22 protein-coding genes are annotated in these 22,157 nt (G+C 63.5%); 12 read left to right on the top strand and 10 right to left on the bottom strand.

All coding sequences use genetic code 11. The features are described from left to right. The first annotated feature begins 14 nt into the window (after positions 1–14). A complete protein-coding gene (locus tag V1283_RS13770) occupies positions 15–614 on the top strand; it encodes an NADPH-dependent F420 reductase (protein WP_334387021.1) in 600 nt (199 codons plus the stop codon). 109 nt (positions 615–723) lie between these two features. Here V1283_RS13770 and guaA read toward each other — a convergent pair whose 3' ends face one another. Continuing rightward, entirely contained in the window at positions 724–2,319 is a 1,596-nt protein-coding gene (gene guaA, locus V1283_RS13765; RefSeq protein ID WP_334393049.1) for a glutamine-hydrolyzing GMP synthase, read from the bottom strand. Positions 2,320–2,558: 239 nt separating this feature from the next. Here guaA and V1283_RS13760 point away from each other — a divergent pair, with 239 nt between their 5' ends. Then, positions 2,559–3,404: an alpha/beta fold hydrolase gene (locus tag V1283_RS13760; RefSeq protein ID WP_334387020.1), complete on the top strand. Its 846-nt coding sequence runs from the start codon at positions 2,559–2,561 to the stop codon at positions 3,402–3,404. Positions 3,405–3,603: 199 nt separating this feature from the next. Further along, positions 3,604–3,936: a DHCW motif cupin fold protein gene (locus V1283_RS13755; RefSeq protein ID WP_334387019.1), complete on the top strand. Its 333-nt coding sequence runs from the start codon at positions 3,604–3,606 to the stop codon at positions 3,934–3,936. Positions 3,937–4,024: 88 nt separating this feature from the next. Here the strand turns inward: V1283_RS13755 and V1283_RS13750 are convergent, their stop codons facing one another. Beyond that, positions 4,025–4,720, bottom strand: a complete 696-nt coding sequence (locus V1283_RS13750) for a GntR family transcriptional regulator (protein WP_334387018.1) — start codon at positions 4,718–4,720, stop codon at positions 4,025–4,027. Positions 4,721–4,831: 111 nt separating this feature from the next. Between V1283_RS13750 and V1283_RS13745 the strand changes: the two genes are divergently transcribed. The 6 genes from V1283_RS13745 to V1283_RS13720 all read left to right on the top strand — a co-directional run bounded on the left by V1283_RS13745 (position 4,832) and on the right by V1283_RS13720 (position 11,045). Then, a complete protein-coding gene (locus V1283_RS13745) occupies positions 4,832–5,803 on the top strand; it encodes a tripartite tricarboxylate transporter substrate binding protein (protein ID WP_334387017.1) in 972 nt (323 codons plus the stop codon). Positions 5,804–5,854: 51 nt separating this feature from the next. Further along, a complete protein-coding gene (locus V1283_RS13740; RefSeq protein WP_334387016.1) occupies positions 5,855–6,994 on the top strand; it encodes a mandelate racemase/muconate lactonizing enzyme family protein in 1,140 nt (379 codons plus the stop codon). A gap of 15 nt (positions 6,995–7,009) precedes the next feature. After that, entirely contained in the window at positions 7,010–7,915 is a 906-nt protein-coding gene (locus tag V1283_RS13735) for a fumarylacetoacetate hydrolase family protein (RefSeq protein WP_334387015.1), read from the top strand. After that, complete coding sequence (locus V1283_RS13730) at positions 7,908–8,870, top strand: NAD(P)-dependent oxidoreductase (protein ID WP_334387014.1); 963 nt, start codon at positions 7,908–7,910, stop codon at positions 8,868–8,870. The genes V1283_RS13735 and V1283_RS13730 overlap by 8 nt, the downstream gene beginning before the upstream one ends. An 8-nt stretch (positions 8,871–8,878) precedes the next feature. Continuing rightward, entirely contained in the window at positions 8,879–10,018 is a 1,140-nt protein-coding gene (locus tag V1283_RS13725; RefSeq protein ID WP_334387013.1) for a mandelate racemase/muconate lactonizing enzyme family protein, read from the top strand. 94 nt (positions 10,019–10,112) lie between these two features. Beyond that, positions 10,113–11,045: a Bug family tripartite tricarboxylate transporter substrate binding protein gene (locus V1283_RS13720; protein WP_334387012.1), complete on the top strand. Its 933-nt coding sequence runs from the start codon at positions 10,113–10,115 to the stop codon at positions 11,043–11,045. A gap of 449 nt (positions 11,046–11,494) precedes the next feature. Here V1283_RS13720 and V1283_RS13715 read toward each other — a convergent pair whose 3' ends face one another. The 3 genes from V1283_RS13715 to V1283_RS13705 all read right to left on the bottom strand — a co-directional run bounded on the left by V1283_RS13715 (position 11,495) and on the right by V1283_RS13705 (position 14,570). Beyond that, positions 11,495–12,658 (bottom strand): IS110 family transposase, encoded by a 1,164-nt coding sequence (locus V1283_RS13715; protein WP_334385105.1) that lies wholly within the window; start codon positions 12,656–12,658, stop codon positions 11,495–11,497. A 79-nt stretch (positions 12,659–12,737) separates the two neighbouring features. Further along, on the bottom strand, positions 12,738–14,036 hold the full coding sequence (locus V1283_RS13710) for an RsmB/NOP family class I SAM-dependent RNA methyltransferase (protein WP_334387011.1): 1,299 nt from the start codon (positions 14,034–14,036) through the stop codon (positions 12,738–12,740). Positions 14,037–14,147: 111 nt separating this feature from the next. Then, the gene (locus V1283_RS13705) at positions 14,148–14,570 is read right to left on the bottom strand and encodes an MAPEG family protein (RefSeq protein ID WP_334387010.1); all 423 of its coding nucleotides are present in this window, start codon (positions 14,568–14,570) and stop codon (positions 14,148–14,150) included. Between the two features lie 217 nt (positions 14,571–14,787). Between V1283_RS13705 and V1283_RS13700 the strand changes: the two genes are divergently transcribed. The 3 genes from V1283_RS13700 to V1283_RS13690 all read left to right on the top strand — a co-directional run bounded on the left by V1283_RS13700 (position 14,788) and on the right by V1283_RS13690 (position 17,451). Then, on the top strand, positions 14,788–15,477 hold the full coding sequence (locus tag V1283_RS13700) for an acriflavin resistance protein (RefSeq protein WP_334387009.1): 690 nt from the start codon (positions 14,788–14,790) through the stop codon (positions 15,475–15,477). Between the two features lie 112 nt (positions 15,478–15,589). Continuing rightward, positions 15,590–16,558, top strand: a complete 969-nt coding sequence (locus tag V1283_RS13695; protein WP_334387008.1) for a dienelactone hydrolase family protein — start codon at positions 15,590–15,592, stop codon at positions 16,556–16,558. A gap of 62 nt (positions 16,559–16,620) precedes the next feature. After that, positions 16,621–17,451, top strand: a complete 831-nt coding sequence (locus V1283_RS13690; RefSeq protein ID WP_334387007.1) for a metallophosphoesterase family protein — start codon at positions 16,621–16,623, stop codon at positions 17,449–17,451. A gap of 105 nt (positions 17,452–17,556) precedes the next feature. On the opposite strand, the gene V1283_RS13685 is transcribed toward V1283_RS13690, so the two are convergent. From V1283_RS13685 to V1283_RS13665, 5 genes are all read right to left on the bottom strand, one after another. Further along, entirely contained in the window at positions 17,557–17,892 is a 336-nt protein-coding gene (locus tag V1283_RS13685; protein WP_334387006.1) for a hypothetical protein, read from the bottom strand. Between the two features lie 129 nt (positions 17,893–18,021). Continuing rightward, entirely contained in the window at positions 18,022–18,792 is a 771-nt protein-coding gene (locus V1283_RS13680) for an SDR family NAD(P)-dependent oxidoreductase (RefSeq protein ID WP_334387005.1), read from the bottom strand. Positions 18,793–18,822: 30 nt separating this feature from the next. Then, entirely contained in the window at positions 18,823–19,845 is a 1,023-nt protein-coding gene (locus tag V1283_RS13675; protein WP_334387004.1) for an NADP-dependent oxidoreductase, read from the bottom strand. Positions 19,846–20,083: 238 nt separating this feature from the next. Further along, positions 20,084–21,574, bottom strand: a complete 1,491-nt coding sequence (guaB, locus tag V1283_RS13670) for an IMP dehydrogenase (protein WP_334387003.1) — start codon at positions 21,572–21,574, stop codon at positions 20,084–20,086. 209 nt (positions 21,575–21,783) lie between these two features. After that, positions 21,784–22,032, bottom strand: coding sequence for a hypothetical protein (locus V1283_RS13665; protein WP_334387002.1), 249 nt, complete (start codon positions 22,030–22,032; stop codon positions 21,784–21,786). Positions 22,033–22,157: the final 125 nt, after the last annotated feature.

The following is a 22,157-nucleotide window of genomic DNA, read 5'->3' as shown; positions in this document are numbered from 1 at the left end:
ATCGGAGAAGTATTATGAGCTATGCGATTGTAGGATTCGGTGCGGTAGGCCAGGCCCTCGCCCACGCCTTCGCCCGTAAAAACATCGACGTGGCCGTCGCGAGCCGCCGGCCGCCCGAGGCGTTGGCGCCGCAGGCTCGGGCGATTGGACCCACGGTCGTCGCCAAGTCGCTGCAGAATGCAGTCGAGGCTGACACGATCATCTTGGCGGTCCCGTTCGGGGAGCATCGCGAGGTTGCGAAGGCCCTGCCAAACTGGAAAGGCAAGACGGTCATCGACGCGATGAACCTGTTTCCAGCCCCTGAAGAACTGGACGGCCTCCCGGGCTCCGCCATCGTCGCGAAGGCGTTCGCCGGCGCCAAGCTCGTGAAAGGTTTCAACCACCTGATTGCAGCCACCCTGGCTACCGATCCGGTCGTCGAAGCCGGCCACCGGGTCGTCTTTCTGTCGAGCGAAGACGAGGACGCGATCGCTCCCGTGGTGGCCTTGGCCAGACAACTCGGATTCGCGCCCGTCAAGCTGGGAAAGCTCAACGAAGGTGGCGCGCTGGTGCACGCACGCGGCCGCACTTGGGGCCAGCTCATCTTCCAGGATTTGTTCAAGAAGGAGCAGTGATCGATCTACGACCGTGTAATTTGGCCCGGAAATCTATCAACTACTGTCGATGGCACAGGATACGCCCGCGTGTCCTCTGCTATCCGATACTACTCCACGGTACTCCCCTTCACTCCCACTCAATCGTCCCGGGCGGCTTGCTCGTCACGTCGTACACCACCCGGTTCACGCCCTTCACCTCGTTGATAATTCGCGTCGCGGTCTCGCCGAGGAATTTCATGTCGAAGGCGTAGAAGTCCGCGGTCATGCCGTCGGTTGACGTCACAGCACGCAGGCCGACGACGTATTCGTAAGTTCGGCCGTCGCCCATCACGCCGACCGTCTTCACCGGCAGCAGCACGGCAAAGGCCTGCCAGATCTGGTCGTAGAGGCCATGCTTCCTGATCTGGTCGATATAGACGGCATCCGCGTTGCGCAGGATGTCGAGTTTTTCCTTCGTGATGTCGCCGGGGCAGCGGATGGCGAGGCCGGGGCCCGGGAATGGATGGCGGCCGACGAAGATTTCGGGAAGACCAAGTTCGCGGCCGAGCACGCGGACCTCGTCCTTGAACAATTCGCGCAAGGGTTCGACCAGCTTCATGTTCATGCGCGCAGGAAGCCCGCCGACATTGTGGTGCGACTTGATGGTCACCGAGGGGCCGCCGGTGAAGGAGACGCTCTCGATCACATCGGGATAGAGCGTGCCTTGCGCGAGGAAATCCGCGCCGCCGAGCTTTTTTGCTTCGGCGTCGAACACGTCGATGAACAGGCGGCCGATGGTCTTGCGCTTGATTTCGGGATCGGCGACGCCTGCGAGCTCGCCGAGGAATTGTTTCGAAGCATCAACATGCACCAGCGGGATGTTGTAGTGATGCCGGAACAGGTCGACGACGGTCTTGGCTTCATCGAGCCGCAGCATGCCGTGATCGACGAAGACACAAGTTAGCTGGTCGCCGATCGCCTCGTGGATCAGCACCGCGGCGACAGCGGAATCGACGCCGCCGGAGAGGCCGCAGATCACCCTGCCTCGCCCTACCTGGGCGCGGATTTTTTCGATCGCCTCCTCGCGGAAGGCGCGCATGGTCCAGTCGCCGGTGAGGCCGGCGACCTTGCGGACGAAATTGCGGATCAATTTGGCGCCATCGGGCGTGTGCACCACTTCGGGGTGGAACATCAGGCCGTAATATTTTCGCTTCTCGTCCTGGATCACCGCGAACGGCGCGTTCGGCGAGACGCCGGCGACCATAAAGCCCGGCGGCATTTTTGTAATGCGATCGCCATGGCTCATCCAGACCTGATGCTTTTCGCCCATCGACCAGGTGGACTCGAACAGGTTGCTCGCCGCCTTCACCTCGACATCGGCGCGGCCGAATTCGCGGTGGTGGCCGCCCTCGACCTCGCCGCCGAGCTGGGCGGCCATGGTCATCTGGCCGTAGCAGATGCCGAGCACGGGCACGCCGGAATCGAAGATTTTCTGCGGCGCGCGCGGTGAGCCTTTTTCGTGCACCGATTCCGGGCCGCCGGAGAGGATCACCGCTTTCGGCTTCATCTCGTCGAAGGCGGCTTCGGCCTTCTGGAACGGCACGATTTCGGAATAGACGCCCTCCTCGCGCACCCGGCGCGCGATCAGTTGCGTCACCTGACTGCCGAAGTCGACAATCAGAATCTTGTCATGCGCCGAGGCCATTGATGGCGTCGACTCGCGGGCTTTCTGTGGGGCTGTCATGGCAAGCAGATACGCGACGGGGGCCAAGCTCGCAACCGGGAAAATCCCCCGTGGCCGGGCCTGGCCAGGGCCATCCACGTCTTTTAGCGGGCAAAATCGAAGGAAAAGGCGGCAAATACGGGCCGCGCGCGGCACCCGACCCACATTGGGCTACATCGGTAACCATCCGCGCCATTGCCGCAATCCGGCTGAAATTTACCTCATCCAGATTGGTCGGATAATCAACGACAGGATTGAAGATGCGCCGAGCGTTGATTTTGTTTTTTCTCGTGCTCGCGATGCCGCTGCACACAGCTATGGCAGCCGAACGGTGGGAGGCGTTGCCGCCGACACCGGACCCGGTCCCGGGACTGCAGAGCGGACACGCCAAGCTCAACGGAATCAGGCTGTACTACGCCGAGATCGGTCAAGGCTCGCCGGTCGTGGTGCTCCACGGCGGCTTGGCCAATTCCGACTATCTCGGCAACCAGGTTCTGGCGCTCTCCAGACATCACCGTGTTATCGTGGTGGACAGCCGCGGACATGGGCGCAGCACGCGCAACGACCAGCCGTTCGGCTACAACCTGATGACCGACGACGTCGTGGCGCTGCTCGACAGGCTCAATATCCAGAAAGCCGATATTGTGGGCTGGAGCGACGGTGCGATCATCGGACTGGACATGGCGATGCGGCATCCCAATCGCGTCGGCCGCATCTTCGCGTTCGGCGCCAATACGCAGACTTCCGGCCTCAAGGACGGGTTCGACAGGAATCCCGTCTTTGCCGCCTACATGGCGCGCGCGCGTCAGGAATATGCGCACCTTTCATCGACGCCCGATCAATACGATGCCTTTCAGGAACAGGTCAGCAAGATGTGGGAGAACCAGCCGAACTGGACGGATGCGCAACTCCGCACCATCAGGTCGCCCGTCATGGTTGTCGATGGAGACCATGATGAAGGGATCAAGCGCGAGCACACGGAATATATCGCCGCAACGATTCCCGGCGCCCGCTTGCTGATCCTGCCCAATGTCAGCCATTTCGCCTTCCTGCAGGATCCAGTCCTGTTCAATGCCGCGCTGCTGGATTTCCTCGGCGATCGGTAATAAAATACCGAAGACGTGGAGATGACTCTGACCGTAGTTAGGCGGAGATCATCTGGCGCATAGCCACAGCCGTCATTGCGAGCGTAGCGAAGCAATCCATCGGGCCACACAAAGAAAGAATGGATTGTTCGTCGCTTTGCTCCTCGCAATGACGGAGGCGTGAGCTACCACCACGTCTCTTATCGCAGGATCACCCCGCATGAAAATTCCCGCACTGCCCTTCACCGTCACCGACTGGAGCCAGATGCCCGCAACGACGCATCCCGGCGTCACCGGCGAAGCGCTGTGGCGCACGCTCAACATCGGCGATCTGCGCGTGCGGATGGTCGAGTATTCGCCGGGTTATCTCGCCGATCACTGGTGCGACCGCGGACATGTGCTCTACGTGCTGGAAGGCGAGCTCGATAGCGAACTGCGCGACGGGCGCACGTTCAAGCTCAAGCCGGGCATGAGCTATCAGGTCTCGGATTTCGGCGACGCCGCGCATCGGTCGTCGACAAAGACGGGCGCGAAGCTGTTCATTGTGGATTGAGAAATCGTAGGGTGGCTTAGCGCAGCGTAACCCACCAATTTCTCGCGATGCCGTTCGACCTGCGGTGGGTAACGCCTGCGGCTAATTCTTACGCGATCGCCGGCCGGCGCAACTGCCCGGTCGTGTCGGCGAGGCCGCCGAGGTAATGCGCGGCTTCGGTGATGTCGGCGACGATCTCGGCTTCCGCGCGCGCGGCGTCGCCGGCCACGATCGCCTTCAGCGCGGCGGTGTGATGATCCCAGCCCTTCAACAGCACGACATATTCGGGGATCACAAAGGACAGCACCGGGCCGCAGCGCAGCCACATGTTCTCGATGGTCTCGACCAGCAGCGGGATGCCAGACATCGCGTAAATCCCGAAATGGAATTTGCGGTGATGCTCGAGATAGCTTTCGAGCTTTCGCGCCTGGATCAGCGACTGCATCTTCGAAAGCCGCTCCTCGAGCTGGCGAAGGGCTGCGGCGTCATGCTTCTGCAACGCGGCTTCGCGTGCCGCGCGTCCTTCGAGCGCGCAGCGCACCACCGTCAGGTCAGCCAATTCCTTGCGTGACAGGTTCGGCACGATCGCCGAATTGCGCGGGCCCTGCTGCAGCACGCCCTGCGCCACGAGACGCGTGACCGCGTCGCGCACCGGCGTGATCGAGGTGCCGAATTGCTCGGCCAGGAAACGCAGGGTCAGCACGGTGCCGGGCTCGAACCGGCCGGCCAGCAGTGCATCGCGCAACTGCGCATGCGCGAGATCCCACAGCGGCTCCCGCTCGATTCGCTTCAGTGACGTCGTCATCGGACGCTCGCTATCCCAGCGCGGGGCATGGCGCAAATTTCCTCCAAACGCGGTGTCTTGACCGGTCGATGGTGTTTGTTATAACAAACATCAAAACGGGAGGAAACAACAATGCTCAAACAGAGCTCGATTATTCTGGCGTGCGCGCTCGCCGCATTTCAGGCCACCGCGACCCAAGCCCAAACCTATCCTTCGCGCGACATCACCTTCATCGTGCCCTGGAACGCCGGCGGCTCGAACGACGTTGCGGCGCGGGCGCTCGATCCGATCCTGCGCGAGCACGGCATCAAGATCGTGATCGAGAATGTGGTCGGCGCCACCGGCACGATCGGCATGCGCCGGGTCGCGAGCGCGGCCCCCGACGGCTACACCATCGGCATGGGCACCAGCTCGACGCTGGCGCTGATCGCGCAGGGCAAGACGCCGCTCACCAACGCGCAGTTCACCCACATCGCCCGCGTCTCGACCGATCCCCTGATGCTGCTGGTGCCGAGCAAGGCCGAGCAGAAATCGCTCGATGATTTCATCAAGCTGATGAAGGCCAATCCCGACAAGGTGACGATCGGCACGCCGGGCAACTACAACCTCAACCACATTTTTGCGTCGATGACCGCACGCGCCGCCGGCGTCAGCTACGTCAACGTGCCCTATACCGGCGGCTCGAAGGTGGTCGCCGACCTGATCGGCGGACACGTGATCTCGGGCGTGCTGAAGCCGTCGGAAACGCTCGGGCAGATTCAGGAAGGCCTGCTCAAGCCGATCGGCGTCTTCGCCAACGAACGGCTGGAGATGTTTCCGGATGTCCCGACCTTCAAGGACAAGGGATTCGACGTGTTCCCCTACGGGCCCGTGGTCCAGATGGCCTATGTGGTCGCGCCTGCCAACCTGCCCGCCGATGTCAGGACCAAGCTGATCACGGCGTTTCGCGCGGCGATCCAGGACCCGCGTTTCAAGGAATTCTCCAAGAAGAACGCATTCCTCGTCGACGACCTTACCGGCGACGCGCTGACCAAGGAAGTCGACAGCGTCGCAAGCGCGCTCGGCACGGTCGCGGCGCAGGTCTTCAAGGACCAGAAAGAATAACGGGCGGCGTCGCCGCTCTCTCCTGCCCACCACAAGACAAAGGCCACGCGCTTGCCCATCAAGAAAATCACCTGTCACGTCGTTGCAGCCCCGGTCGCACGGCCCTTCACCTCCTCGCGCGGCTGGCTCTACAAGACCCGCGGCACCTGCCTGGTCGAAATCGAGACCGATGACGGCATCACGGGCTGGGGCGAATGTTACGGCCCCTCCGTCGTCGCAAAAGCCTTCATCGACACCCAGCTCGCGCCGCGCGTGATCGGGCGCGATCCGTTCGACGTCGAGGTGATCTGGGAGGATCTCTATAACCGGATCAAGGATTACGGCCCGAAAGGCATGTCGATCGCCGCCATCAGCGGCATCGACATCGCGCTGTGGGACATCATCGGCAAGGCCTGCAACAAGCCGGTGCACAAACTGATCGGCGGCGCGTTCCGCACCGAGGTCGATGCCTACGCCACCGGGCTCTACTTCACCGACATGGACCGGCTGGTCGACGAGGCCGTTGAGGAAGCATCGGGCTACGTCCGGAAAGGCTTCAAGGCGATCAAGATGAAGATCGGCCTCGGCTCGATCAAGCGCGATTTCGAGCGCGTCAAGGCGGTGCGCGACGCTATCGGCCCCGGCGTCAAGCTGATGGTCGACGCCAATCATTGCCTTACAGTGCCCGCCGCGATCCGGCTCGGCCGCAAGCTGGAAGAACTCGACATCGAGTGGTTCGAGGAGCCGATCTCGCCGGAGGATATCGACGGCTATGTCGAGGTGTCGCGGGCGCTCGACATGGCGGTGGCAGGCGGCGAGAACGAATTCACCCGCTGGGGTTTTCGCGACGCCATCGTGCGCAAGGCGATGGACATCGTGCAGCCCGACGTCTGCGCGGCGGGCGGCATCACCGAATGCAAGAAGATCGCAGCCTTGGCCTCGACGCACGGCGTGGAATGCGTGCCGCATGCGTGGGGCTCCGCGGTCGGTCTCGCCGCCACCATCCACTTCCTGGCCTCTATACCGGACCAGCCGCCGAGCCTGCTTCCGATGCCGCCGATGCTGGAATTCGAGCAGGAGGAAAATCCGTTCCGCGACCATCTGGCCGTCGAGCCGATCAACCAGGTCAAGGGCGTCATTGCGGTCCCGACCGGCGCCGGCCTCGGCATCGACGTCGATCGCAGCGTGATCGACCGTTATCGCGTCACCTGAACCGGTTGTCTCGCCATGAAATTCGTCAGCTTCAGCACGAAGGAATTTGTACGCGCCGGCGTGCTGTTGGGGGATGGTTCCGGCGAGAACGACCAGGTCGTCGATCTCGCGCATCCATCGATGCGCGCGGCGCTGCGAGACACCAAGCCGCAGATGCTGGCCTTGATCGATGCCGGCCTTGCCGGCGCCGTGGTGCGCATCGGCGCGCACGGCCTGGCGGACGATGCAAAACTTCCGCTCAGCGCCGTTACCCTGATGGCGCCGCTGCCGAAGCCGCGGCGCATCTTCGGCATTGCGCATAACTACCGCGATGCGCTGGCCGAGCGCGGCATGGCGCCACCGGACGCACCGGTGCTGTTCATGAAGGCGCCGCGCACCATCATCGGGAGCGGACAGCCGGTCGTATTGCCAAGGGGAATCGGCGGGGTCACCTATGAGGCCGAACTGGCCGCCGTGATCGGCACCCACGCCGAGAAGGTCAGCAAGAACCGCGCACTAGATCACGTCGTCGCCTACGGCTGCTTCAACGACATCAGCGCCAGCGAGATGATCAAGGCCGACGGCCATTTCAATCGTGGCAAGAATTTCGAGACGTTCGGGCCGTTCGGGCCGTATCTCGCATCGCGCGACGAAGTGAAGGACCCGCACGCGCTCACGGTGTCGCTGAAGGTCGACGGCCGCACGCTGCAATCGGGTTCGACGCGCACCATGCTGTTCGACGTCGCCGATCTCGTCTCCTATTTGTCCACGCTACAGGTACTCGAGCCCGGCGACATCATCGCCACAGGCACACCAGCTGGCGTCGCCGCCCTGCACAAGCCGCCCGCGTGGCTCAAGCCGGGCTCGACCGTCGAGGTCGAGGTCGAAGGTCTTGGCCGCCTGCACAATCCGATCATGGAAAGATCTGCGCCACATGCCTGAGAAACCGATCGTCCTCTTGACCAATGCGATGCATCCCGACGGCGAAGCAATCCTCGCGCCGCATGTCAAAATGCTCGTGCCGCCCGACGCACGGCCGGAAACTCTGCGCCAATGGGCCAAGGATGCCGACGGCATCATCGTTCGCGCCAAGCTGCCCGACGATATTGTGGATCATGCGCCGCGTCTGAAGGGCATGGTCCGGCACGGCGTCGGTCTCGACTTCATCCCGGTCGCCGCCGCCACTGCGCACGGCATCGCGGTGGCCAACCTGCCGGGCAGCAACACTAATGCGGTGGCCGAATATGTGATGTCGGCGCTGATGCATCTGCGCCGGCCGCTCTACCGCCTGGACGGCAACTTGCGCAGCGAAGGCTGGAATGCCGCACGTCCGGCAGCGGACAGCTTCATCGAACTCAGCACCACAACGCTCGGCATCCTCGGGGTCGGCACCATCGGCCGCCACCTTGCAGGCATCGCGCGCGACGGTTTTGGGATGAAAGTGCTCGGAACCTCGCGCCGCAAGGGCGCACTGCCTGATGGCATCGAGGAAGCCTCGCTTCACGACCTGTTCGCCCGCAGCGATGCGATCGCGGTGTGCTGCGCGCTCACCGACGAAACCCGCGGGATGGTCAGCCGCGGGCTCATCGCCCGGATGCGGCCCCACGCCGTGCTGGTCAATGTCTCGCGCGGCGCGGTGATCGAGACGCCTGCGCTCGTCGAGGCGCTGAAGGCGCAGAAGATCGGCGGTGCCGCGCTCGACGTGTTCGACGTGCAGCCCCTGCCGTCGAATGACGCCCTGTTCGATTGTCCGAACCTCTTGCTGACGCCGCACACCGCCGGGATCACCGCCACCAGCGGCCGCGCGATGGCGGTCGGCTCGGCCGAGGAAATGCTTCGTATCCTGCGCGGCGAACAACCGCTCAATCTCGTCAATCCCGCCTACAAGGCGGCATGAGGTCCAACATGCGTATCACATCGATCAAGGCCGTCCCGATCTCCTACCGCGTGCCGGAGGGCCAGAACGTCAGGCTGGGCATCGGCCGCGCCGTCAAGCGCGACGCGGTGCTGGTCAAGGTCTCTACCGACGAAGGCCTGACCGGCTGGGGCGAGGCCCATCACGGCCGCTGCCCGGGTGCGATCGCCAAGCTGATCGACACCACGATATCTGAACTCGTCGTCGGCATGGACGCGATGAACGTCGTCGGCGTCTGGCAGCGCGTCTACCAGATGCAGCTCGCGAGCCATGGCATGGGTTATGCCGCCGCGATGGCCTTGAGCGGCCTCGATCTCGCGTTGTGGGATATCCGCGCCAAGGCGGCCGGCTGGCCGCTGTACAAGCTGCTCGGCGGCGCTTCAAAGCCGATCGAGGCCTATGCGGGCGGCATTTCGCTCGGCTACCAGCCGCCGCAATCGCTGGCGCAGGAAGCCCTCGGCTATGTCGCGCAAGGCTATCGCGCCATCAAGCTTCGCGTCGGCGACAATCCGCGCGACGACGTCGCCCGCGCCACCGCCGTCCGCGAAGCGGTCGGCGACGTCATCGAGATCCTGGTGGACGCCAACACCGGCTATACCGTCGACGACGTGCGCCGCGTGATGCCGGCCTATGAAGAACTGCAGATCGGATGGCTCGAAGAGCCGTTTCCGGCGCAGGACTACCGCTCGTACCAGACGGCGACATCGCTCGGCACAACTCCGCTGGCGGCCGGCGAAAATCACTACACGCGTTTCGAGTTCACGCGCCTGATCGAGGACGGCGCGGTGAGCTACGTCCAACCGGACCTGTCCAAGACTGGTGGCGTCACAGAGGCGATGCGGATTGCCGGCATGGCCTATGCGTGGAAGCTGTCATACAACCCGCACACCTCGGCGACTGGCATCAACATGGCCGCGACCATCAACACGCTCGCCGCCGTCGATCTCCCCGGCTATTTCGAAGGCGATGTCGCTAGGCACAACCCGTTCCGCGACGAAGTCGGCGGCGTCCCCTACACGCTCGACGCCGATGGATGCGTCAAGCCGTCGGAGTTACCCGGGCTTGGCGTCGAGATCGATGAAGCCTTCATCAATGCCCACCCGCTGATCGAGGGACCTTGCTATGTCTAAACCACAGCGGGCTGAAGTACCATCGAGCGCACGCCGCCTTGTTCACTTCGCCTGTTGCGCTCTTCTCGCTTTCCTAGTCTGCAGCACGGCTGCATTGGCGCAGACCGCTGCAACGCCAGCCGATCAAGACAACTACCCGAGCCGGACCATCCGCTACGTCGTCCCCTACCCGCCGGGCGGTTTCAACGACACGCTGGCGCGGATCGTTTCGCAAAAGCTCAGCGAGGCCTGGGGCGTTCCCGTCGTGGTCGAGAACCGGCCGGGCGGCGGCACGTTGATCGGCACCGAATCCGTCGCCAAGGCTGCGCCCGACGGCTACACCCTGCTCGGTGTAGCCTTTCCGTTCGGCGCCAATCCCAGCATCTACAAGAACCTGCCCTACGATACGGTGAAGGATTTCACACCGCTGATCTTTGCGGGCCAGACACAGAATCTCCTTGTGATCAAGCCATCGATGCCGATCAATTCCGTGAAGGAGCTGATCGACTATGCGAAGAAAAATCCCGGCAAAGTCAGCTACGGCTCCACCGGCATCGGCTCGTCCAACCACCTGTCGATGGAATTGTTCAAGAGCATGGCCGGGATCGACCTCGTGCACGTGCCTTACAAAGGCAGCGCGCCGATGGTGAACGACATGCTTGGCGGGCACATCGATATCGCCTTCGACAACACCCCGAACGTGCTGCCGCAGGTCCATGGCGAAAAGCTGCGCGCGCTCGGCGTCAGCAGCAAGGCGCGCTCGGCGCTCGCGGCGAACGTGCCGACGGTGTCGGAAGCCGGCGTTCCCGGTTACGAGGTAACGGTGTGGTTTGGCATCGTCGGGCCTCCGGGCATGCGACCGGAGATCGTGCAGAAGCTGAATGCCGAGATGAACGCGATTTTCAAAATGGACGATGTGAAGCGGCGCTTCGTGGACCAGGGTGTCGATCCCCTCGGCGGAACACCATCGCAGTTCGCCGATCACATTCGCGCCGAGATCCAGAAATGGGCGAAGGTCGTCAAGGACGCGAATATCCAGCCGGAATGATTGCAGGGCTGTAGGGTGGGCAAAGGAGCGTAGCGACGTGCCCACCATCCATCATCGAGCGAGTTGCGAGATGGTGGGCACGCTTCGCTTTGCCCACCCTCATATGAGGGCTTTTGAGTCAAGCATCCCGACCGGGGCTTGGATGTGATTTTTTGCATTCGGTGGAGCGGCGGCGCGCGGAGCCATGCGTAGCGCAGCGTGCCGCCGCGGTCGGTGCGCTCAGGAACTGGCTTCCGGCGATTTATGCAGCATCTCACTGCATCACCTCATATCCGGTCGGGCGTTTTGCAGCCCGGTACCCACATTCCGCATGCATGCGGCGAGGAAGCCATGAGGATGAGACCCATCTACGAAGCGGCCTGTTGATTTGGCCCAAGGGTGGCACGGTCATCATCCATTCCGCGCTGACCGCGGCCGACGCCGCGACGCTGACGCGTTGCTTGAAACGTTTACGCCTTCGCGGCCTTGAGCACGGCTCCTTCGGGAACCATGCCGGTTGTGAGGTAGCGCCAGAGCGCCACCATCAGCTTGCGCGCCAAGGCCACGATGGCGATGCGCTTGTTGCGCTTGCTGGCATTGTTGTGGGTGCGGCTGCGGAACCATCGGGTGAGCGCACTCTCCGGCTGATGCCGCAGCCACAGCCAGGCCAGTTCGATCGCGGCGCAGCGGGCGCGTGGATTGCCCGCCTTGCTGATGCCCTGGTCGCGGTCGGTCCCGCCGCTCTGCCATGGACTGGGCGTCAGCCCGAAATAGCTCGCGACCTCACGCCGATTACGAAAGTCCTTGTAGAACACCTCGCTGGTCAGCGTCGTCGCGAACGCCGGACCGAGGCATTTGAGCCGGAGCAACAGTTCGCTGCGCTCGGTCATCTGCGCCGCCGCAGGTGCCGGATCCGCTTGAGCCGACGCCTGTGCGAGTTCCTCGAGCCGTTCGCGCACCAGCATCAGCCGTGCGTGCTCGTGCCTGATCTCCGCCAGCATCCGTGGCGGCACCGCCTGGCCCTGCCAATCCCGCTGCGCCGAAAGCCAGCTCAGCCAGTCACGCCGGCGCGGGTTCCCCACCGCCATGCCCAACAATCGCAGCAGCGCCTTGATCCGGGTGGTGTGCGCGGTTTGCTCCTTGATCAGCCGGCCGCGTTCACGGCTGGTGCGGCGGGCGTCCTCTTGCTCCGGCGCAGGTGCCCGCACGATCCGCACCACCTGCGGCTCACCGCGCAGATACGCCATCAGCGTCCGTAGCATCTTCTCGCCATCGATCCGGTCGGTCTTCACCCGCCGTGCCCGCTGATCCACCGCTATGCTCGCAGGGTCAAACACGTAGTTCGTGATCCCGGCAGCCAGCAGAAGCCGATGCAGCCAGAACCCGTCGTAGCCCGCTTCGTAGCAGCTCACCACCGCCGGAACGGCTCCCAGCGCCCGGGCCGCCCGCTCCCGAACCTGACCGATCAGCGCCAGCAGCGCAGCATGATCGCCGCCCTCCAGCTTGTGACGCGACATCTTGCCTTTGTCCGGACTGTGCAGCGTTACCAGCCAGCTCTTCTGGCTCAGTTCAATCGCAACGAAAATCGTGCCACAATGCCCGGCGGTGGGCGTGTCTACGGTCGATGCTTGCATCTGGCTCTCCGATGGTTCGAGTGTGGAAACCCAAACCTACCGGAAAGGGCACGCTCACCGCCCCATGGAATCTACGCGATCACGCCTTCTTCATCACCGACACGAAAAATCCATCCGTGCCCGTGCGCCTCGGCGTCATCAGCCAGCCTTCGGCCGACCTCAACGCAGCCTTCTCAAAATCCTCTGCCTTGTCCCAGAGCACGCCGGCGGTCTCGTTCGGTGGCTGGATCGAAAACTCCGGATGGCGCGTCAGAAAGGTGCGGATCCGCTCGCCGTTTTCGCTCGGCAGCACTGAGCAAGTGACGTAGGCGATACGGCCGCCGGGCTTGACCAGTGCGGCCGCCCGATCAAGCACCTCGGCCTGGTCCTTCAGGCGGACTTCGAGCGCGCCGGGGCGCATTCGCCATTTGGCGTCGGGGTTGCGGCGCCAGGTGCCGGTGCCGGTGCAGGGCGCGTCGATCAGCACGAGATCGGCGGAGGCCCTGATGTCGGCCAATGGATCACTGTCGCCTTTGGGCGCGCGCACATCGGCGTTGTGGACGCCGGCACGCGACAGCCGTTCGTAGATCGGCGCGAGCTGGCGCTTGTCGTGATCCGTCGCGATCAGGCGGCCCTTGCCTTGCATCATCGCCGCGAGCGCCAGCGTCTTGCCGCCGGCGCCGGCGCAGAGATCGATCACCTGCTCGCCGGGTTTTGCCGCCGAGAACGCTGCTGCCAGTTGCGAGCCCTCGTCCTGCACTTCGACGGCGCCCTTGATGAAATCTTCCTCGGCATGAATGCCGGGATTGCGCGCGTCGGCGCCGAGTTCGATGCGCAGGCCGATCGGCGACCATGGCGTCGGCTGGGCGCCGAGATGCTTGAGCGAAGCCAGCACCTTTTCGCGCTTGGCCTTCAGCGTGTTGACGCGCAGATCGAGCGGCGCGCGGCTCGCCATCGCGGTCGCCTCCGCCACGCGGTCCTCGCCGAACACGGCTGCCAGCGGCGCATCCAGCCATTCCGGATAATCGCCGGCGATGTACGGCGGCGCGCCGTCGAGGGTGCGCGACGTGAGCGCTGATCGCTCGGCCTCGCTCAGCGGCTCCGGCGCGAAACGCCCGCCGTCGCACAGCGCGGCGATGGCCTCGGTATTCATGCCGCGCTCGAGCCGCATCATGCCGAGCACCCGCGCGCGCGGCGTGTCCGCGTCCATCAGCCAGGCGCTCGACGCCCGGCGCCGCAGCACGTCCCAGATCAGGCCCGAAATCGCCGCGCGATCGCCCGAGCCGGCATAGCGATGCGCGGTGCCCCACTCCTTCAGCGCTTTTGCGGCGGGAACGCGTTGCGCGTCGATCGTCTCAATCAGTTCGATGGCGGCGGACAGCCGGGCAGCGGGGGTCATTCAAAACTTTCCGTTAGCGTTTTCAAGCGAAGTGGGTACCGGTTCGCACAGCAATCAAGTTTGCGCAGATTGCGTAAACTTATCTGCGTAGAAAACGCGTCAAAACAAGGATCAGATCAGAAGCAGCAGCTTCAATGCGAAGTAGATCCACATCGCCAGCACGACCAGCGCGCCGGCGAACCACGCCAGGCTGCGCTGCTGGATGTTGTTCGAGGTGACGAAAATGCCGGCATGGGCAAATCGTGTCACCACGAACACCCAGGACATCAGCACGATGAAGAGATCAGCCCGGCGCAGCGGCAGCGCCAACGCGATCAGGAAGTAGAACAGGAGGGGTACTTCGAACTGATTGCTGAAGCAATTGCCGATCTGGGCCACGCGGGCGGGATATTTCGGCTGCCCCGCCGCGATGTCCTTCAGGCTGGTTTCCCGGGCCTTCACCGCGCGGGTGCGGGCCGTAACCATCCATAGCATCAGGAAGAAAGTGAGCCCGACCGACACGAAGACCGGCAGCAAAACCATTTGAACCGACATGAGAATCTCCCGGGAACCTGCACCAGACCTTAAAAGCAATAACGAGGCAGCCCTCGCCTGACAAATCCACCTCGCGGGCCCGCTTGAAGCCGCCAACGAGCCTTTTGAACCACGGCTCAAGGCTTTGAACCACAGCTCAAGGCTTGGCGACCAACTATCGAGAATTCCAATGGTTCTGGTCTCGAACCGGTCCTTAAAGCAACCCCGCGAGCAGGCGATGAACATCACCTCCCCGATCCTGACCGGCGCAGCCAACGCGGCCGAGCTGCCCGGCGACTCCGTGACCTCCTTTCTCAGGGCATTCGGGGCCGGCAGCCCGGACGGCGGACTTGGCGTGATCATGTCGGCCCTGGCCGGCGTCGCCGCGGCGCTGGCGGTCGCGATCACGCTGTCAGTCTATTTCCGCAGCGGCTACCGCAGCCGGCGCGATCTGGTGAAGCACGGGCTCGCCGCCTCCGCCGTGCTCGTGCTGCTCGCCTTCGTGATCTCGGACATGCGGAACGCGGCACTGGCCTATCTCGGCCTCAATCCGGCAAAACCTGCTGTGGAATTTGAAATCCGCCTGCCGAAGGCGGCCTTGGCCAGCGCCGCCGACATCCAGGTCGAGTTGCGGACCGACCGGAACCAGAAACTGGCCAAGGTCGAGGGCGCGCTGGCCTCCACCCCCGACGGCCGCATCATCTTGCGGGGCACGGTGACGCTCGATTACCGCACCACCGAGCGCGTGATGATGCTGAACCTGCCCGGCCATGCCCAGAGCACGTTCCGGCTGCGGCTGCCGGCGAGCCCATCACATTCCACTCAGTTCGGGCCGTGGCATCTGGCCGACGGCATCGTCCCCGTCAATGGCGGCACGGTGACATCGGAGATCCATGACGCCTTCGCGATCCGCTACCGCGTGCTTTGACGCCCTTTTGGTTCGGCAAAATCGCACGGCGCATTTGCTTTGACGGGAATATCCGGCACTCTACTGTGTCCTTGAGGGTTGCCAGCAAGAGCAGCCGCGGAGGAGAGTAGCAGTGCGATTTCGCGACCAGAATATCGTCTTCAAGAACGGCGCCAAGGGACAGAATTTCGAAATTTCCACGGCAAATCCCCTCAACTACTTTCACGTCATCAGCCGTTCCGCCGAACTGCCCAAATTGACGATCGACGGCAAGCTGTTCCTGCCGCCCACAGATCGCCGCAAGGTTGACGGAAAGCTGCCGCTGGTCATGGTGGTGCCGGGCAGCCTCGGCGTCGCTCCCTCGCACGTCAAACATGCCGAGACGCTGGTCGATGACGGTTTTGCGGCCATTGTCCTCGACAGTTTTGGCGCGCGCGATGTGACCTCCACCGTCGCCAACCAGACCCAGTTCTCCTTTGCCGCCAGTGCCTATGACGTGCTGGCGGCCTGGCAGGTGCTGGCGGAGCATCCGGAAATCAACGCCTCCCGGATCGGCGCGCAAGGCCACAGCCGCGGCGGCTCGGCGGTGCTGACGGCGGCGACGCGCCGTTTTGCCGATGCGGTGGTCGGCGCCGGTGCCGGCTTCCGCAGCGTGCTCGCCGCCTATCCCTGGAGCGGCCATCAGTTCATCGATCCATCCGTCGACGAAACCGAAATCCGCGTCATCATGGGCGATGCGGATGAATGGTGCTCGCCGATGCAGGTGCAGGGCCATTGCCAGGCGATCCGCCTCTCCGGCGGAAGAGCGACGATGCGGCTGATCGGCGGCGCGCACCACAGCTTTGACCGCGGCACCGGCATCGAGAACGTCGCCGAGGCGTCCGTCTCCCCCGCCGCGCCGACGGCCTATATCGCCAATGACGGCGCCTTCATCCATCCGCTCACCGGCGTGGCCGACAGCAAGCTGACCGACCGCGACTTGATGATCTATGCACTCAAGGCCGGCTATGGCCGCAAGGGCGCGAAAATAGGAAGCCGCGACGGCGATGATGATCTGTTTAAAACAGACATGCTAACGTTCTGGCGGCGGACGCTGCGCTGAGGCGCTTTTCGTCATCGTTCCGACTTCGGGTTTGGCTATGATCAAACCGAAAGGAACACTGCATGACCGAATTTCGCCTGACGCAAATTTCCGATACCCACCTCGCGCGCCGTCTGCAGAAACTCACCGACAATTTTCACCGCGTCGGCGAACACATCGACGCGACGCGTCCGGATCTCGTGGTCAACAGCGGCGATATCTCCTTCGACGGCCCGACCAGCCGCGCCGATCTCGAGTTCGCAAAGGAACTGCACGACGCGTTGCCGGTGCCGTGCCGCCATTTGCCCGGCAATCACGATATCGGCGACAATCCTACGGCGGTCGGCCCCGTGCCGAAGCAACCCGCGACGGAAGCGTGCCGGAAGAATTATCTCTCCGTCGTCGGTAACGATCGCTGGCGCTTCGACGAGGCCGGCTGGTGCTTTATCGGGTTGAACTCGCTAATCATGAATACCGGGATCGACAGCGAGGCCGAGCAATTCGACTGGCTCACGTCAGAGCTGTCACGCGCAAATGGCAAATCGGTCGCGCTGTTTCTGCACAAGCCGCTTTATCTGAACAAGCCCGACGATCCCGAGATTGAATCATCGGCGATCCGCTATGTGCCGCAACCCAGGCGCAAAAATCTGATCGATATGTTTGCGGCGGTCGATTTGCGGCTGGTCGCCTCGGGTCACGTGCACCAGCGCCGCGACTTCACCTATCGCCATATCCGCCATGTCTGGGCGCCATCGGCTGGATTCGTCATCTCCGACGCGATGCAGGAACGGATCGGCATCAAGGAGGTTGGGCTGGTCGAGTACCGCTTTCAGTCCGATAGTTTTGAAGTTCGCCACGTCAGGGCGCCCGGCCAGACCGACGTCTGGCTGGACGAGCTGATTGGCAGGCGATGATGAAGCGGATGAGACTCTTCTTTCAAGTCGTCACCCGCTCCATCGCTCTGATTTGAGCATAATCCTCAAAGGATTTTCGGATCATGCTCTACATGTCAGAAGGCTTCACCACTGCCGCTCAACGAGCCCATAGGAGCCGTAGGAGGGGTAATAGCCGGAGGAGTAATAGCCGTCATCCCAAGGTGCTGTTGCGAACGCACCGACGCGTGGCGCAGGGTAATATCGGCTGCCGTAATAGTAGCCGGGTCCGGGAACTACCCGGACGCTGTAGCCGCTCGTGACGTAGCGGGAGGTCGGATAATTGTAGTCCGCGTAGTTGTAGTCCGGATAATTGTAGCCGATCACGCCGGGTTCCAGATAAACCCCTTGAGCCATCACCGGGGTAGCGGCCAGCATCGTGGCGGTAATCAGGCCCAGCGACAGAGTCTTGTAGTTGATCATTTGGCTTCTCCATTGGATGTCAGAGCCAAGCGATCAGTTAGGTACGTTCCACCATCCGCCTCAAGTGGCCGTTAGGTCAACTTTGCGTGCTCCCACGGGCGCCGCAGTTCACCTTCAGGGCGTTTTGCCTCAAGCGGCGTAGTATCCGCCGTCAACGACGTGCGCCGCGCCGGTCATGAACGATGCCTTGTCCGAACACATCCACGCCACGGCTTCCGCGATCTCGTCGGGAACACCCATGCGCCGCATCGGAACCTTGGCGAGGATTTCCTCGCCGCGCTCTTCCATCGTCTCCTTGGTCATCGGGGTTGCGACATAGCCGGGATTGACGCAGTTCACCCGGATGCCGTCCTGGGCATATTCGATCGCCGCGCTCTTGGTCAGCCCGACCACGCCGTGCTTGGCCGCAACGTAGTGGGCCGAGGTCGCCAGCCCAATCAGCCCGGCGATGGAAGCGGTGTTGACGATCGCGCCGCCACCGCCCTGCGACAGCATCTGCGCTATCTCGTATTTGAGGCAGAGGAACACGCCGGTCAGGTTCACCGCCAGCATACGATCGAACGCGTCCTGGCTGAGTTCATGCGTGCGCTGGCCTGCCGGACCGACGGCACGCCCGGCGATGCCCGCATTGTTGAACGCGCAGTCGATCCGCCCGAAGGCCGCGACCGTGCGCGCGACCATCGCGGCGACATCGGCCTCGCGCGTCACGTCGCCGCCGACGGCAATCGCCTGGCCGCCGGCTGCGTTGATCAAACCGACCGTCTCCGCAGCATCAGCCTCGGCGCGGTCCGTCACGGCCACGCGCGCGCCTTCCCGCGCCATCACGACCGCGGTGGCGCGGCCGATGCCCGACGCCCCGCCGGTCACCAGAGCTACCTTGCCTTCAAGGATACCTGACATGCTTCATCTTCTCCGAGATGGCGTGATGGCTTACGCCCTGTCCGGCCCGACGCGCACTAACTGCTTGCCGAAATTGGCGCCCTTCAGAAGGCCCATGAACGCGGCCGGCGCGCTGTCGAGGCCTTCGGTGACGAACTCCTTGTGCTTGACCTTGCCCTCGCGGACCCAGCCCGACATGTCGCGCAGGAAGTCGCCATGACGCGCGGCGAAGTCGCTGACGATGAAGCCGCGGATGGTGAGCCGCTTGGTGAGCACGTTGCGCATCATCGCCGCCGCCCATTTCGGCGCCACCGCTTGTGTGTCGTTGTAATGCGCGATCAGGCCGCAGACGGGAATGCGCGCAAAAGCGTTGAGCAACGGAAACACCGCTTCGAACACCGCGCCGCCGACGTTTTCGAAATAGACGTCGATGCCCTCCGGGCAGGCAAACTTCAGCTTCGCGGGGAAATCGGTTTCGCGGTGATCGAGGCAATCGTCGAAGCCGAGCTCATTCTTGACATAGGCGCACTTGTCTTTGCCGCCGGCGATGCCGACTGCGCGCGCGCCCTTGATGCGTGCGATCTGGCCGACGGCCGAGCCGACCGCGCCCGAAGCGGCGGCGACGACGACGGTCTCGCCCGCCTGCGGCTTGCCGATGTCGAGCAGGCCGGTATACGCCGTCATGCCGGGCATGCCGAGCACGCCGACCGCGGTCGAGATCGGCGCAATCTTCGGATCGATTTTTGCGAGACCCTTGCCGTCGGAAACCGCATGCGTCTGCCAGCCGGCGCGCGACAGCACGATGTCGCCCTTGGCGAAGCCGGGATTGTTGGACGCGATCACCTCGCTGACCGTGCCGCCTTCCATGACGCCGTCGATCGGCACCGGCTGTGCGTAGGACGGCCCGTCGCTCATGCGCCCGCGCATGTAGGGATCGAGGGAGAGCCAGATGGTGCGCAGGAGAACCTCGCCGGCGCCCGGCGTCGGTACTGGACATTCCTCAAGGCGGAAATCGGATGGCTTGGGTTCGCCGACGGGACGCGCGGCAAGGACGATGCGTTTGCCCTGGGACATGATGGTTCCTCCGGATTATTGTTCGTTGTTATTCGTCATTACGAGCGTAGCGAAGCAATCCATAGCTCCGCAAGCGGCGAAATGGATTGCTTCGCTGCGCTCGCAATGACGGTAGTGGGTGGTGCGTCCATGCTCAACGCGCCGTCATTCCGGGATGGTGCGCAAGCACCAGACCCGGAATCTCGAGATTCCGGGTTCGATGCTTCGCATCGCCCCGGAATGACAGGCGCGAGAGGTACTAAACCCCGCCCGGATAGTTCGGGCTTTCCCGCGTAATGGTCACGTCGTGGACGTGGCTTTCGCGCAGGCCCGCGCCGGTGATGCGGACGAACTGCGCCTTGTCGTGGAATTCGGCGAGGTTGTGCGCGCCGACATAGCCCATCGCGGCGCGGAGGCCACCGGCGAGCTGATGCATGACGTTGCCGACCGGACCTTTATAAGGCACCTGGCCCTCGATGCCTTCCGGCACCAGCTTGAGCGTATCCTTGATATCCTGCTGGAAGTAGCGGTCGGCCGAGCCGCGCGCCATCGCGCCGACCGAGCCCATGCCGCGATAGGCCTTGTAGGAGCGACCTTGCCATAAGAACACTTCGCCGGGTGTCTCGTCGGTGCCGGCGAGCAGCGAACCGACCATGGCGATGTCGGCGCCGGCGGCGAGCGCTTTCGCCAGATCGCCGGAATATTTGATGCCGCCGTCGGCGATGACGGGCACGTTCGCCTTCTTCGCCGCTTCCACCGCGTCCATGATCGCGGTGAGCTGCGGCACGCCAACGCCGGCGACGATGCGCGTGGTGCAGATCGAGCCCGGGCCGATGCCGACCTTGATCGAATCCGCGCCCGCGTCGATCAGCGCCTGCGCGCCCTCTTTGGTCGCGATATTGCCGGCGATGACCTGCACGGCGTTCGAGAGCCGCTTGATCCGGTTGACGGCTTCCAGCACGCGGGAGGAATGGCCGTGCGCGGTATCGACCACGATCAAATCGACGCCGGCATCGATCAGCAGTTCAGTACGCTCAAAGCCGCCCTCGCCGACGGTGGTCGCTGCTGCGGCGCGCAGTCGACCCTGCGCGTCCTTGCAGGCCAGCGGATGCGCAACCGCCTTCTCCATGTCCTTGACGGTGATAAGGCCGACGCAGCGATATTGATCGTCGACAACAAGCAGCTTTTCGATGCGATGCTTGTGCAGCATGCGCTTCGCCTCGTCCTGGCTGACGCCTTCGCGCACCGTGACGAGGTTTTCATGCGTCATCAATTCGGAGATCTTCTGGCGCGGATCGGTCGCAAACCGCACGTCGCGATTGGTGAGGATGCCGACCAGCTTTCCCGGCACCCCCTTGGAAGCGCCGGTGACCACGGGAATGCCGGAGAAGCCGTGATCGTTCATCAGCGTCAGCGCGTCCGACAGCATCGCGTCGGGGCCGATGGTCAGCGGATTGACCACCATGCCGGATTCATACTTCTTGACCTGCCGTACCTGAGCGGCCTGCCCCTCGGGGTCGAAATTGCGGTGGATGACGCCGACACCGCCGGCCTGCGCCATCGCGATCGCCATGCGCGCTTCGGTGACCGTGTCCATCGCAGAGGCGATGATCGGGATGTTGAGCGGGATCGCGCGGGTCACATGCGAGCGGATATCGGCCTCCGACGGCAGGATATCCGAGAGACCTGGTTTCAGAAGCACATCGTCGAACGTGAAGGCTTCGCGGATACCCTGAAGTCCCTGCGCCATTGCCAACTCCTTTCGGCGGCTCATCGCCGCGATCAGTTCTTATGGATGAACGCCGCCTCCGGCGATGCTATCGGCATCGTCGTCGAATCGAAGCCCATCGGTGGGGTTGACGGTGGTCGATAGCATGGCGGAACGCCGAATCAAAGCGTTTGCCAGCTATGCACAGGCTTTTCGGGAAAAGCCGCAATCCCAAGGGGTTAGTGGAGGCTCTAGGAGCGATATCCGGGCGGCGGACCGTGCTGGCGGATCGCCTCCACCACCTCGCGGTGCCGGCGGTCCTCCCGCTTCATGTGAACGGCGATCAGCGCATGCGCCGACGGCACCAGCAGCAGGACATGGAAAATCAGCCCGAAAACCAGGCAAAACACGATCAGGACCAGATTGAAGATCGCCGAAAACGGCTGCCCGTTCAGGAGCAGCCCGACCGGCGGCAACAAGGCGGCAAGAACGTAGATCATGCGGGACCTCCAGCGGCCGGCACGGTGCATACCAGCGTCACGCTGGATTTAGGTGGTTTGCCCTGTTCCGCAATGGCTTGTGCGACAGGGGGATGATACAGGCCCCCTCGCCTGCCTCATTTCCG

It is taken from the genome of Bradyrhizobium sp. AZCC 2262 (assembly GCF_036924535.1).
Classification (GTDB): Bacteria; Pseudomonadota; Alphaproteobacteria; order Rhizobiales; family Xanthobacteraceae; genus Bradyrhizobium.
Note: the sequence above shows the minus strand (reverse complement) of the source record. Positions and strands in the feature narration are given on the sequence as shown.